The organism is Nocardia sputorum, from assembly GCF_027924405.1.
Classification (GTDB): domain Bacteria; phylum Actinomycetota; class Actinomycetes; order Mycobacteriales; family Mycobacteriaceae; genus Nocardia; species Nocardia sputorum.
In genome coordinates this window covers 3360433-3373666 of record NZ_AP026978.1, presented here as the reverse complement: position 1 = coordinate 3373666, position 13234 = coordinate 3360433, and the positions used below count along the sequence as shown (strand labels likewise).

Sequence of the window (13234 nt, the reverse complement as noted above, 5' to 3'; positions counted from 1 at the left end):
CATCGCGGCTCGTCGGGAGGGGCTCCCGGCTCCCGACGGCGCTTCGATGACATCGTGCGGCCCTGTTCGCAGGTGTCAGTTCTTGCCATGCGCCTCGGGCGCGTGTCCCGGGCCGCGGATGATCCGGCCGATCCCCCCCGGCAGCCCGCCCGCGGTCTGAATACGGGAGAACTGGGTCAGATAATCCCGCTGTTCGGCAGGCATCGGGCAGCTGCGCCGGGACTCGAGGTCGAAATGCAGATCCAGTTGCTCCCCCACGGCAACCCGGCGCCCGTTCCCGACGCTGAACACCTCGTGCAATACGTGGAAGCGTTTGTCATCGACCCCCAATAGCCACGAACGGACCTCGAGTTCGTCGTCGCCGCGCACCTCGTGCTCGAACCCGAGTGTCGACTGGACGATGACCTTCCCCAGCCCAGTCCGGTCGGTGTAGTCCGCGCCCATGCCGATGAACTCGCTGAACTTCTCCTGCCCCTGGTAGACGACGATGCCGTAGTACATGGCGTTCATGTGATCGTTGAAATCGATCCAGGACTCTTCGACCCGGCACCGGTAGGACGTGACGGGCCCCTGCGACAGCTGATCGAGCGGTATCGCAAATGCCGAGATCATGAGAGCCTCTCCCATATCGTTCCAGGCGGCTGCGAGACAGCCGAAACCCCGCGGTACAGCGCCGGAATGTATCCGCCCCGGACGCGTGTGGTTTCCTGATGCCCAGTGAGTGGGACCAGCACCACGGGTCACCGAGCAGTCGGTGGTGCGCTGACGCCACCGACGGTCAACCGGCCACCCACCACGAGCGCCAGCGCCAGGACCGCGGCAGTCAGCGTGGTGCCCGCCGAGATCCAGAACATGGCGGTGAACGCTGTGAGCGACGGGTAGGTGTGGCCGTCGATGGTGACATTCCAGGTAGTTGCGGTGGCTGCCATGGTCGCGCTGGCGGTCGAGGTTCCCACCGATTGCAGTAGCGCGCCGATGGTGGTCGCCGACGCCGATTCGGTGATCGGTGCCATCGTCATGATCGATGTGGGAATCGCGGCGATAGTGAAGGACAAGCCGGCGCCCACCACGACGGCGCCGGCGAGCAAGTGCCATGGTTCGCTGCTGAACGGCACCCGGACAGCGAACGCCAGGGCTAGTTCGGCCGCGGCCACCAGCAGGACCGACGATGCGCCGAAGCGTGCGATGGCGCGCCCGGCCAGCGGTGCGACGATGATGCCGACAAGCGCTATCGGCATCAGCGACCACCCGGCCTGCAGCGCGCTCATCCCCGCTCCGAAGCCCGTTGCGACGGGCAGCTGAAGCATCTGGGTGGTGAGCAGGATGTTGCTGAACAGGGCGAACCCGATCAACAGCGCACACGCGTTGACGAGCAGTACTGGCGGACGCGTGGTGACGCGCAGGTTCACCAACGGTTTCGTGCTTCGCAACTGCAGCGGCACCCACAGCCCGAACAGGAGTACGCCGGTACCGGCGAACAGCAGGGTCCTAGCTGTGGTCCATCCCCATTGACTGCCCTTGGACAACGGCAGCAGCAGCGCGGTGAGGGCGGCGGCGAGTAGCAGCGCACCGAAGTAGTCGAAACCACCGCGAACGGGGTGCGCCGGTGGCGGCGTGGGGATCACTGTCGCGACCGCGGTCGCCAGTAACGCGCCACTGAGCACCATCACCCAGAAGATGCAATGCCAGTCCAGGAAGGTGACGATCAACCCGGATAGGGGCAGACCTGCGGCTGCGCCGATTGCCAGCGAAGCGCTCATGGTCGCCACCGCACCGGGAATGCGGTGCGGTGGCAGCACGTCGCGCATAGTCGCCACCGCCACCGGGATCAGCGACAAGCCACAACCCTGCGCAGCACGCGCGATGACGAGCGGGACCAGTGCGTCACTGAGGGCGCCGAGTAGCGACGCGGCCACCACGACCGCCAAGGTCACCAGAATCAGGCGTTTCTTGCCGTACATGTCGGCGAGGCGTCCGATCAGCGGAGTGACGACGGCACCGCTCAACAGGGTGGCGGTCACCAGCCAGGACGCGGTGCCTGCCGTGGTGTGCAGCAGGGCGGGCAGCGCGGGCAGCAACGGCAGAATCATGGTTTGCTGCAACGACATCAAGATCCCGCAAGCGGCGAGGACGGCGACGATTCTGGCACCCGATCCGCTTACCTCCTGCTGCGGGTTGATGCCCACAACCGACGCCTCGGCCGCTACCACCGCGTCCCGCCGACGGAAAAGGTCCGATGATCGGTCATGGTCACAGGATCAGGCCCGCACCGGCGGTGTGGACTACGGAATGCCATTGAGTGGACAAGCGTGGACCTCGCGATGAATCGCATCGACCGATGACAGTCTCGAAGAGTTCAGGCCAGGACCGACACAGCGACAGCATCACCGACACCGCAATTCCGGCCGTTGAGCCTCCCGCGTGCCGTCGCTGTCTCACATTCAGCGGGATCACCGACGGGACCTGCCAAGGCGTAGTGCCAATCTTGCCCCAGGTGACACGGATTGATTCTCTTCACCAGCGGTCGAGGAATCGCCCCCAGCGTTCGGGGGCTGCTGCCGAGCAAAGAGCTTCGAATCCTTGTACGTGCCTGAGCACACGTACGTCCCGGTCGAACGGGAGACGACTCATCCGGGTACCGGCGGCGCCTGCCTGCCGGACGATCGCTGTCTACGTTCACCGAAAGCTCAGCCTGGTCCATCCACCCTGGGGGCAGGGCACGACGACGCCCGGCTACGCCGGTCGATCTGCTGGCACGTAGGAGTCTCGCTGCCCGGCGGACGCATGTCCGATCCGGCGGTCAGCAGCGAACCGGTTGGTTCAGCACCGCCCAGAGAACGGTCGAGAGATTCGGTAGCCACCGTCTCGTAGGGCTCGGGGCGATCACCCAGTAGGGTGATCCATCCCGACTCTGTACCGGCGGAAGCAGGATTGGAGTCGAGGTCGGCAACAATGCGGCCCCCCGCCGAGCGAATTCCGCAGGCGCGATGAAACTGTCGGACTCGGCCAGAAGGACATAGCGAGGCAAGGGACGATGATGCCCGACGATGGGCCCGCAACTGTCGACGATCGCAAGTCTTTCCCGAACTCGTTCACCGAGAGGCTTGGGAACGCTGACGCCGCAGATGCCCTCGGTCGTCAGCAGCGCCTCCCGTCCGTCGATTTCGACGATCGGCCAACCGTAGCTGCGCAGGACTGCGTTGCCGCCGTCACCGATGTGTTGGGAGGTCATGAATCCGGTCCTTTCCGGAAGTCGTTCACGTCGCACGCCCACGGCCGCCGAGGCAGCACCCGCCGTTTGCCGGGTCGAGCTAGCGACCCATGATCGCCGTTCACCGGCCCAATGTTCGAGGACTGGGCGGAGCGGTCGAGCTCGTAGCGTAGGCGGCGGGGCCTCGCGCCGGGCGACCTATCCCGCTGAATGACAACGAATCGCCGCAGCGTCGCCAGAGGCCGTCGCGCGGACGGCCCTGTCGGCTATCCGGCATACGCCGCCGTACCCTTCTCGTCGGGCACGGTGTCGTCGTTCGTCGCCAGCTGCGGCCTGCCGATGAACAGGCAGATGGCTGCCACGATCAGCGAGCATCCGATGAACCAACCCACCGCGAGGTCGAACGACGGCAACGCAGGTGCGGTCCCTTCTGGAACGGTCCACAGGGAGAGCATGACCGATACGATGGCGACGCCCACGGCTGAGAACGCCTGCCGGGCGGTGCTCAGAACGCCCGTCGTCACGCTGGTGACGCCGTCGGGGACGGATTCGATCACAATTTTCGGATAGCCGGTGTAAGCGAACGCCGTGGCGAGGGCCCCGACGGCGAAAACCCCCATCATGAGCGGCAGCGACTTATGGCCCACCAAGATCATGAGGTTGGCGACGGCGAACAGGGCCGCCCCGATGAGGAAGGCCGTTCGTCCGCCCCACCGGCCTGCCACCGACCCCGCGATCGGGGAAGCGACGAAACCGATCAGAGCTCCGATACCGGCCACCAGGCCCGTGACCGTCGCCGAGATCCCCAGGCCGACCGGTAACGAGGTCGGCGACTGCAGAATCATCGGGGTGATGATCTGTATCGCCCCGACGGGACCGAGGGCGAGTACCGACACCGCGATCAGGTTGAGGGACATTCGCCTGCTCGCCAGGACACGCAAGTCGACCAGGGGTTCGCGCCGGCCCAGCTCCCAGATGGTCCACACCGCCAGGATCCCGAATCCAGCGACGATCAGCCCGACCACCTCGAGACTTGTCCACCCCCACCGCGGACCTTGCGTGATGCCGTACAAGAGCGCGGTCAGTCCGGGCGTCATCAGGGCCGCGCCCACATAGTCGAAACGAGGCGGATCCGCCGACCTCGGCGAACCGGGAAGCGCGAGTGCGGCCACAGCGGAAGCCACGACAGCGAGCACCGCGGCGAAGACGAAGATCATGTGCCAGTCGGCGACATCGAGCAGCACACCGGCGATCAGGGAGCCACCCGAACCGGCCAGCAGAGCGGCACCGCCGATGAATCCGACTGCGATCGAGAGCTTCTGAGCGGGCAACGCCTCGCGAGCCAGGCCGTAGCACAGCGGCAGGATCGCGCCCGCGGCGCCCTGCACGCCCCGACCGGCGATGATCGCAGCCATCGAGTCACCGAGTACGCTGATGAGCGAGCCGAGCGTCGATACAAGCATGACGATGATGAGGATCTTCTTGCGGCCGTATATATCCCCGAGACGGCCTCCCACCAGGGCCGTCGTCGCCGCCACGAGCATGTAGGCCGTGACCGCCCACCCGGTGGTGGAAGCGGGGGCCGCGAAGATCTCACCGAGCCGCGGCAGCGCGATGAAGATCATGCCGGCTTCGAAGGCGCTGACGGATTCGGCGAGGACCAGTGCCGTGACGATCAGTGCCGTCGATTTGAAGGCTGTTTCGCCACCGGAAAGCCCGGAGGCCAACCGGGATGAGGGATCGGACACGACTGTCCTCCTGAGACGAGAGGGGTCCCGGAGCTTCGCCAGAGTTCCCGAGCCGCACATCCGGTTCTTGCTCGGTCGGGATTCGGCAGTCGAACCAGCGGACCCGCGGCACCGCGGAAATGACTGCACCAGCGCTCGCACCGGCATCAACGACGGACCGTGCGGGCCCTTCGTGATCTCGATCGCCAGCAGCTGGCACAACGGAAGATAAAGAGTGTCCTGAAGTGCCGGGTATCGCCTTCCCGTTCAGCGGGAGCAAGCGGACCACTCGAACAGCGCCTGCTATCGAAGCACCTGCCCGGGGTATGGAATGCCCAATCCCCTTGACGGCACGGCAGGGGTGGGAAGGTGGGTCGCACCTTCTCCTCCGCGAAATCTGCTCACCCGAACTCCACCGCCAATGGAAGTCGATGGTCAACCCAGTGGGACGGTGGGACGAACTTCAGTCTCGAGTCACGCAAGATCGTCGGAGGCATATTCGAAAGACCGCGTCGCCACCCGGACCACCACGCCGTAGACAGGCGGCGACCGCGGGGACACGCCGGTCGACAGGAGCGATGACGGATCGATGCGAATCGGAATCAACACCCCCGTGGTGACACGTTTCCCCGGATCCCACAGTCCGTGGGAGGCGAGCGCGGGAATCGAGGAAATCGCCCAGATAGCCGCCGCGGCGGATCGTCTCGAGTTCCATCACTTGACCTGCAGCGAACACGTCGCTGTGCCCGCTCCGCTGGCGGAGGCGCGCGGCGGAACCTACTGGGACCCGTTGTCGACGCTGGGGTATCTGGCAGCACGGACCGACCGAATCCGTCTGGCCACACAAGTTCTGGTTCTCGGCTATCACCATCCGCTGGAGATCGCCAAGCGTTATGGGACTCTCGATGCCATCAGTGCCGGTCGATTGATTCTCGGCCTGGGTGTCGGATCCCTTCGTGAGGAATTCGAACTGCTCGATGTGCCGTTCGACGACCGCGGTCTCCGCGCCGACGATGCGCTGCTGGCCCTACGCTCCGCTCTCTCCGGGCGGCAACCGTCCTACAGCGGACGGTATTACAGGTTCGCTGAGATGATCGTCGATCCGCACGCGGTCCAGCCGAAGGTTCCTCTGTGGATCGGTGGGCGCTCGGCACGATCGCTGCGCCGAGCCTGCGAGCTGGGCGACGGCTGGGTTCCCTTCGGCCTCGCGTTCGATGAACTGCGCGCCCTGTTGAGTCGACGACAACTGCCGGAAGGCTTCGAGGTGGTGTTGTCCACCGGGCATCTGGATCCGCTCCAAGACCCCGTCATGGCAAGGCAGCAACTCGAGCGGGCAGCGCGGGCTGGAGCCACCATCGTCAGCGTCGGACTGAACGCGACGTCAGCCGATCACTACTGCGAGCAACTGGCTGCGCTCGCCGATATCCGCACCCGCCATTTCCCCAGCCCCGAAAAGGGATGAAGTCGGTGACCATCTCGCAGCACTGACAGCGTGTGTGCGGCTATTGCACGGCGAACGAGAGGTCAGCCCGGCTGAACGCTTTGTACGGGCCGCTGGTCGATGATGGCGAAGTGGTCGGCCGAAGACGGCGTGTATTTCCTTGACAGCAGACTGCTGTCCGGATGTGTCGAGGTGGCGCACATGGTCCGGTCCGCCTCACACCGGACTTCATCGCGGGCGCCTCCGCTCATTTCCTCAGCCCCGCCTATCGCCGTCGACGGAGATAACCGCTACAACGGCATGTCACTCGTTGATGGTCATACCCGATTACACACGGGTCGGGTTTACGCTCGCGCGGCGTGCGTTGCGGACATGCGGGTTCGTCGCCCGGATCACGCTGCGTTCCGCAGCGCGCTGTTCTGACGGGTCGGTCGATAGTCGAACCGGTTCGAGATCGCCGACTTCGCTTCAAGGCTCAAACCGGGGCGAACAGTCGTTCACAGGGTAGACGCGGCAGCAGTCGGAGGTCTTCGGCGGTCGTGTGGATCAACTCCATCGCGCACCAGTCTTTCCGCCTGCTGTCACAGAACAGGCTGCGAGCCGCCGACGCCGTCGCCACGAAGTCGAAGACCTCCCCGGCCAGCCATATGCGCACCTGCACATCACCTTCGCTCGGATGGCACTTCCCCGCTGTCATGGCACGTCACCTCCTGTGAAGCCATAGCTGTGATGGTTCTGCGCGATAATCGGGTCCGCCAGATCGGCGCTGCCGTGGAGACCGTGACATCCGGCTCCGCAGCTGATCAGCCCGCACCACGCCTCGAGCGCGATGCTAGCCAGGCTGGCTTCGACCGAACCGTCCCCTTCCGCTCAGCGAGACAGACGGGTCGCTCGCACACCCCGGGCTCCAGCGTCAGCAGCCCGGTCACCGACACCCACCCGAGGTTGCTCGTCGTCGCCGAACTTTCAGGGAGACAGAGAATTCACCGAAGCGACCGCGGGAATCGAAGTACGCGGCGTCCAAGTCGTCGTCTTGCCGTACACCAGTTTCCTCTCGCCGTCCACCAGTTTCCCAGCCGAGACGCTGCGAGCCGCAACGCTCCGGCTTGCTGCGGGGACGCGCCTACCGTCGGCGATGCCGCCAGTCGCCGCGACGCGGGATTGCCGTATCGACAGGCCGGATTATCCCGAGCGCCTGCCGCCGAGTCGTCCTCCTCATCCGCAAGACGACTCGGCGGCAGCCGAACGGGCGCTCGCCGGACCAGCCCACGCCGCGATTCCGTAAGCGCCGTTGCGTACAGTCACGCTGCCCCCACCTGCGAGGCGGTGACGGCACTGTCACCGCCGCCCCGGCTATGAGGCACGGTCCCGACCCCCGCGATCGACACGGCAATCGCGGGCGGAATAGACCGTCGCACAAGGTCGCACCGTGTCGCCGCTCCATCCCATTCAGCGGTACGAACCGCTTACTTCACCGAGCGATCGACAGGGCCGTTCAACTCACCGGGATGAGAACGGGGCAAGCGAACACCGTGTGTGAGACTGGCGAGCGGCTGCCGGGCGGATCGGTGACGCACCGCCGCCGGACGTGCGGAAGGGACGGACATGACCCCAGTGACCATCACCGTGGCACAACTGGCGACCGCGGGCGAGTTCGACCTCGGCGTCACCGATTGGGTCACCATCGATCAGACCCGCGTGGACCTGTTCGCCGACGCCACTGATGACCACCAGTGGATCCATGTGGACCAGGATCGGGCCGCGTCCGGCCCGTTCGGGACGACGATCGCCCACGGCTATCTCACCCTGTCACTCGTGCCCAGCCTGCTCAGCAAGCTGCTGACCATCGAGGACAAACAGCGCGGCACCAACTACGGTATCGACCGGCTCCGGTTCACCGGCCCGGTACCTATTGGCGCCGAGATCCGCTTGTCCGCCCGGGTGACCGGCACGGCACTCCGTGACGACGGCGGAGCACAGTACCGGGTCGCGATACGCGTCGACGTGCGCGGCCGCGAGAAGCCTGCGTTGATCGGCGAAACGATCTATCTCGCTTACGCGGTACAGCAGCACCGGTGACGATCTGCCCGCCGAGCATGGATCGGTCTCGACGCAGGCACGGCTTCGAACCGCATGGTCGGCGACACCCCAGTGCCCTGTGGGCCACCGCGGCGACTGGCTCAGCACTCTCGGAATGCGCCACCGGACGATAGTTCCCCGAGGGGAGATCGAGCCGCGACGGCGACCGGACCGAGGTGAGCAGTCCGATAGCTCGACCGATCGACCACAGCCTGACGGGGCCGCGGGGATGGCGCTCCGACCGCGGCTCGCCAGACGTTGGCGGCCGCACTGCGGACGTCGGCAACAGCGGATTCGACGCGCATGCTCCCGGTCGGGCCACACAGCGACAACGCGAATCGACCGCCCTCGCTCTCGAGTCCGATCGGGGCCGCGACCACGGTGACCCCGAGCGCGCACCCCTGCGCGTCGACCGCCACGCCCCCGCGGTCGTGCACCCGCTCGATCTCTCGGCCGAGCTGCACGGCGGAGCGCACGCTGTACACGGTGACCGGCTCGCCGAAGTCCAGTCGCGGCCAATCCTCTCGCGGCATCGCCGCCAGCAGGGCGCGCCCAGCGGCGGTGCGCACCACAGGCTGGCGGGCGCCGACGCTCCATTCCGCGAAGTTGCCGGGCCACAGCCCGACCCGCTCCAGGTGCAGTATCTCCGTGCCGGTCAGCATGCTGAGATGAGCGGTCATCCCGGTGCGGCGATGCAGTTCGGTCATCACCGGCAGGGCGGCGCGGTGCACGCTGCGCTGCCGGGTGAACTGGGCACCGAGTTCGAACATGCGGAAGCCGAGGGCATATTTGAACTCGTTGCGCTCAACCCACCCCAGTTCGACGAGGCGTTGCAGGATGCGGTGGGCCGATGATCTGGGCAGGTGCGAGCGACGCGCTATCTCGGCAAGAGTCAGAGGCTGCTGGCCCACAAAGGATTCGAGCAGCGATGCCACCCGATCGATCATCGCCGTGGGTGCCTCGTCGATCTGCGCCATTGCCATGGAAACCTCCCGCCGATCAAGTCATATTCTGCCTACTTGTCAGAATATGACAGGTGTGAGTGTAAGCACACTATCGCTTTTCTGTAAAGCAGCTCACAAGCGGAACGCGGCGCGGTCACCGCGGTGATTCCGGACTCGCCGCGATGTCCAGTCAGTGGAAGACGCCGACCCGACACTGATGCGGAGCCGCCAGACTGGCCGCGTCGATCCCACTGCCCGCCACGGGACCTCCCGCCTTCGGATAGCCGAAGCACCGGACCCGGCGACTCGGCCGCCGACCGAGAGGTGACAGACCGATCGACCGTCCGCTTCCCTTCCGCACCACTAGGAGAACCACCGTGACCAGGGTCATCTACGCGCGCAGCGTCCACGACGACGCCGAGATCAACGCCTGCCTGGAGGTGCTGCGCGGCGGCCCCTACGCGCTCAAGATCGGAAAGAACGTCGCCGAGATGGAACGGCGGACCGCCGAGCTCTACGGCAAGAAGCTCGGGCTGATGTGCAACTCGGGCTCCTCGGCGCTCTACCTGGCCCTCGAACTGCTCGACTTGCCGAAGGGGTCGGAGGTCATCACCTCACCGCTGACGTTTTCCACGGACGTCTCTCCCATCGTTCGCGGCGGGTGGATACCTGTTTTCGTCGATGTGGAGCCCAACACCTACAACGCAGACCCTGCCGCCATCGAAGAACTGATCACCGATAAGACCAAGGCCATCCTGTTGCCGAACCTGGCGGGCAATGCCCCGGACTGGGACGCCATCCGCGCTGTCGCCGACAAGCACGGGCTGAAGGTGATCGAGGACTCCTGCGACTGCATCGGAACGACCCTGCGGGGCACGAAAACCGGCAGCCGGTCCGACATCACGGTGACCAGTTTCGCCATGTCCCACATCATCACCTGCGCGGGCAACGGCGGCATGGTTTGCCTCGATGACGAGAAGCTGCGCGACAAAGGGCTGATGCTGCGCCGCTGGGGTCGCCGCTCGGAACCACACCTGTTCGGCTCCGGCGGAACCGGCCGGGTGTTCCGCGAGTACCTCGACGGCGTCGCCTACGACAACGACTTCATCTTCGACGTGCTGCCGTGGAACTTCGAGCCCTCGGAGCTGGGCGCGGCCTTCGGCCTGGTGCAACTGTCCAAGCTCGACAAGAACTACCAGCGCCGCGCGGAGATCTTCGACGCGTTCAACGGCGCGTTCGGCAGCTACCCCACTCTGTTCCGACTGCCGCGTCAGAACCCGGACTTCCATACCGCGTGGCTGTGCTACCCGGTCACCATCCGCGAGGACGCCGGTTTCGCCCGCGCCGATCTGCAGTCGCACCTCGAGGATGCGGGCATCGATACACGAACCGTGTGGAGCGGCAACGTCACTCGACACCCGATGATGCGTGGAGTCGAGTATCGCGTCCCGGCCGGCGGTCTGCCCAACGCCGACGAAGTGTTCGAGCGCGGCATGTCGCTGGGCATGAGCCACGGCATGAGCACCGAGGAACTCGACCACGTGGTGGCCACCATCCACGACTTCGCCGGCCGCTACGCACCGGCCATCGCCGACCGGTGAACCGACAGCAGGAGACGACGCCGTGACCACCGCTCGAGCACCGCACGACCTCCCCTACCTCGACACCCACACACCCCAATTCCTCGACGACCCCAACCGTTTCGTCGGGGGTGACGCCGCCCGCTGGCGGGTCGCCGAGGGCCGCACCGGGGCGGAGTTCTTCGCCTACGACACCGTCCGCGCGCTCTACCGCGACGACCGGATCGGCCCGCGCAACCCGCAGTTCTTCTTGGACAAGGGCCTGACCGGCGGCCCGATCATCGACTACCTCGTCGACGGCAACCTCAACCTGACCTGGACGGCGAACCACGATCGGCTGCGCCCGATCCTGCTGAAAGGTTTCCGTCCCACGCGCATCGCTCAGGCCAGGCAGTCCATGAGCGAGCTGGCCGAACGGCTGGTGGACCGGCTCGCCGGGCGCGACCACATCAACTTCGTCACCGACTACAGCCACCACCTGGCCATCGGCGTGGTAGCCGGGTTCATCGGGATTCCGTTCGACGAGGTGGACGCGTTCGCCGACGCCACCGTCAAATTGCGGTTGCTCGGCCAGGAACCGATCTGGCCCGGCGTGCCGGTGCTCGAAGAGGCGCTGCAGGCCGTGCACGACTACAGCGCCCACCTCGTCGAACAACGGCGACGCAACCCCCGTGAGGATTTCATCAGCGATCTCATCGAAGCAAAGGACGCGCAAGAGGCCGACATCTCCGACGTCGAGATCGTCTGGCATGTCGCGGGCGTCCTGCTCGCGGGTCACGACACGACCCGCTACCAGCTAGCCTCGGCGGTGCGGGCGATCGCGCAGGCCGGTCAGTGGGAAGCACTCGGGGCGAATCCCCGGCTGATCCCGGCGGCGATCAACGAATCGATGCGGTTGCATCCAGCCACCCCGCGCCAGGTCAAGGTGGTCGAACAGCCACTGACTCTGGAGGGCATCGACTTCGAACCCGGACAGACGGTCACGCTGAACATCAGCGGCGCCGGTCGCGACCCGGTGGCTTTCCCTGATCCCGACCGGTTCGATCCGACGCGGCCCGCCCCGCTGTTCGACATCGGCTTCGGCTACGGCGGCCACTATTGCCTCGGCCACGCCGTCGCCAAGGCGGAGATGGAAGAAGGTCTCAAGGTCCTGACCAAGCGATGGCGCAACGTCAGCATCGACGGCGAGGTCGAACTGGCCGCCGGAGGAGTCATCGCCGGCCCCGAAGTGGTTCCGGTCCGTTACGAGCTCGTGCAATGAGCCTGCCTGTCGTCCGCCCGTTCAAGACAGCTGTCTATGCGCCGCCGGTCGAGCCCGACCTCCCCAAGTGGCAGCGGCGGCTGCACAGGATGGACAACAGCGGCTTGACCGCCATCACCGTGTCGGATCACTTCCTGACCGGCCGCCAAGATCCGATTCCGGCGCTGGCGGCCATCGCCTCGGCCACCCGACGCATTCGAATCATGGCCCTGGTATTGGCCAACGACTACCGGCACCCGGTGATCACCCACAAGTCCGCGGCGACGCTCGACCTGATCTCAGGGGGCCGGTTCGACCTCGGCCTCGGTGCGGGCTACCTGGCGGAGGAATACCACGCCGCGGGAATACCTTTCGATCCGGCGCCGCAGCGGGTGGATCGGCTGGAGGAGGCCGTCGAGGTGATCACCGCCCTGTTCGGCGGCGAACCCGTAGAACACCGCGGTCTGCATTACACCGTGAACGGACTGGTGGGCACACCACAGACGATCCAGCGGCCCCATCCCCCGCTGGTGATCGGCGGCGGTGGCCGGCGCATGCTCACCCTGGCCGGACGATGTGCCGACATCGTCGGTGTGCACTCGAATCTCAAGCGCGGCACCGCTTACGACGCGGCGGTGATAGAGGACATGCTGCCCCGAGCCATGGCGCGCAAGATCGCGTGGGCGAGGGCCGGGGCCGAGCGCGCCGGACGCGATCCCGGGACCCTGGACTACCTGTCGATCACCTGGACCTGTCAGGTGGTGGACCGTCCTGCCGACACCGACGCGGCGCTGCGACGGGTATGCGAACGCTACAACGTCGATCCGGCGATCGGACGCCGTTCGACCGGGCTGCTGGTCGGCACAGTCGATCAGTGTCTGGAGCAGCTGAACACCAGGCGCGATGAATTGGGTTTGAACTACGTCGATTTCGGCGCCACCGACTTCGACACGATCACACCGCTCATCGAGGCGCTGCATCCGGTGGCCGCGGCCTGAGCCAACCGCCGGAT

Annotated in this window: 11 protein-coding genes; 5 read left to right on the top strand and 6 right to left on the bottom strand. The window is 66.0% G+C overall.

Annotation, left to right across the window (positions count from 1 at the left end):
* Positions 1-75 precede the first annotated feature (75 nt).
* From QMG86_RS15485 to QMG86_RS15470, 4 genes are all read right to left on the bottom strand, one after another.
* Positions 76-612 (bottom strand): thioesterase family protein, encoded by a 537-nt coding sequence (locus QMG86_RS15485; RefSeq protein ID WP_281880336.1) that lies wholly within the window; start codon positions 610-612, stop codon positions 76-78.
* Positions 613-740: 128 nt separating this feature from the next.
* Positions 741-2108 (bottom strand): MFS transporter, encoded by a 1368-nt coding sequence (locus QMG86_RS15480; protein ID WP_281880335.1) that lies wholly within the window; start codon positions 2106-2108, stop codon positions 741-743.
* Positions 2109-2800: 692 nt separating this feature from the next.
* Entirely contained in the window at positions 2801-3232 is a 432-nt protein-coding gene (locus tag QMG86_RS15475; RefSeq protein WP_281880334.1) for a hypothetical protein, read from the bottom strand.
* A gap of 245 nt (positions 3233-3477) precedes the next feature.
* Positions 3478-4959 (bottom strand): MFS transporter, encoded by a 1482-nt coding sequence (locus tag QMG86_RS15470; RefSeq protein ID WP_281880333.1) that lies wholly within the window; start codon positions 4957-4959, stop codon positions 3478-3480.
* 568 nt (positions 4960-5527) lie between these two features.
* Between QMG86_RS15470 and QMG86_RS15465 the strand changes: the two genes are divergently transcribed.
* The gene (locus tag QMG86_RS15465; RefSeq protein WP_281880331.1) at positions 5528-6400 is read left to right on the top strand and encodes an LLM class F420-dependent oxidoreductase; all 873 of its coding nucleotides are present in this window, start codon (positions 5528-5530) and stop codon (positions 6398-6400) included.
* A 454-nt stretch (positions 6401-6854) separates the two neighbouring features.
* On the opposite strand, the gene QMG86_RS15460 is transcribed toward QMG86_RS15465, so the two are convergent.
* A complete protein-coding gene (locus QMG86_RS15460) occupies positions 6855-7076 on the bottom strand; it encodes a hypothetical protein (RefSeq protein ID WP_281880330.1) in 222 nt (73 codons plus the stop codon).
* Between the two features lie 908 nt (positions 7077-7984).
* Here QMG86_RS15460 and QMG86_RS15455 point away from each other — a divergent pair.
* Entirely contained in the window at positions 7985-8458 is a 474-nt protein-coding gene (locus tag QMG86_RS15455; RefSeq protein WP_281880329.1) for a MaoC family dehydratase, read from the top strand.
* Positions 8459-8559: 101 nt separating this feature from the next.
* Here the strand turns inward: QMG86_RS15455 and QMG86_RS15450 are convergent, their stop codons facing one another.
* Positions 8560-9441, bottom strand: coding sequence for an IclR family transcriptional regulator (locus tag QMG86_RS15450; protein ID WP_281880327.1), 882 nt, complete (start codon positions 9439-9441; stop codon positions 8560-8562).
* Between the two features lie 338 nt (positions 9442-9779).
* Between QMG86_RS15450 and QMG86_RS15445 the strand changes: the two genes are divergently transcribed.
* The 3 genes from QMG86_RS15445 to QMG86_RS15435 are packed head-to-tail and all read left to right on the top strand — an operon-like array spanning position 9780 to position 13220.
* Positions 9780-11003 carry a DegT/DnrJ/EryC1/StrS family aminotransferase gene (locus tag QMG86_RS15445; RefSeq protein ID WP_281880325.1) on the top strand — a complete coding sequence of 408 codons (1224 nt, stop codon included), beginning with the start codon at positions 9780-9782 and terminating at the stop codon, positions 11001-11003.
* A 22-nt stretch (positions 11004-11025) separates the two neighbouring features.
* Positions 11026-12243, top strand: coding sequence for a cytochrome P450 (locus QMG86_RS15440; RefSeq protein WP_281880324.1), 1218 nt, complete (start codon positions 11026-11028; stop codon positions 12241-12243).
* The gene (locus tag QMG86_RS15435) at positions 12240-13220 is read left to right on the top strand and encodes a TIGR03621 family F420-dependent LLM class oxidoreductase (RefSeq protein ID WP_281880323.1); all 981 of its coding nucleotides are present in this window, start codon (positions 12240-12242) and stop codon (positions 13218-13220) included. Before QMG86_RS15440 ends, QMG86_RS15435 begins: the two co-directional genes overlap by 4 nt.
* Positions 13221-13234: the final 14 nt, after the last annotated feature.

Excerpts from the sequence above, each read along its gene's own strand:
- QMG86_RS15435 (WP_281880323.1), top strand. The coding sequence starts at position 12,240 with ATGAGCCTGCCTGTCGTCCGCCCGTTCAAGACAGCTGTCTATGCGCCG.
- QMG86_RS15485 (WP_281880336.1), bottom strand. The coding sequence starts at position 612 with ATGATCTCGGCATTTGCGATACCGCTCGATCAGCTGTCGCAGGGGCCC.
- QMG86_RS15455 (WP_281880329.1), top strand. The coding sequence starts at position 7,985 with ATGACCCCAGTGACCATCACCGTGGCACAACTGGCGACCGCGGGCGAG.
- QMG86_RS15450 (WP_281880327.1), bottom strand. The coding sequence starts at position 9,441 with ATGGCAATGGCGCAGATCGACGAGGCACCCACGGCGATGATCGATCGG.
- QMG86_RS15475 (WP_281880334.1), bottom strand. The coding sequence starts at position 3,232 with ATGACCTCCCAACACATCGGTGACGGCGGCAACGCAGTCCTGCGCAGC.
- QMG86_RS15460 (WP_281880330.1), bottom strand. The coding sequence starts at position 7,076 with ATGACAGCGGGGAAGTGCCATCCGAGCGAAGGTGATGTGCAGGTGCGC.
- QMG86_RS15465 (WP_281880331.1), top strand. The coding sequence starts at position 5,528 with ATGCGAATCGGAATCAACACCCCCGTGGTGACACGTTTCCCCGGATCC.
- QMG86_RS15480 (WP_281880335.1), bottom strand. The coding sequence starts at position 2,108 with ATGTCGTTGCAGCAAACCATGATTCTGCCGTTGCTGCCCGCGCTGCCC.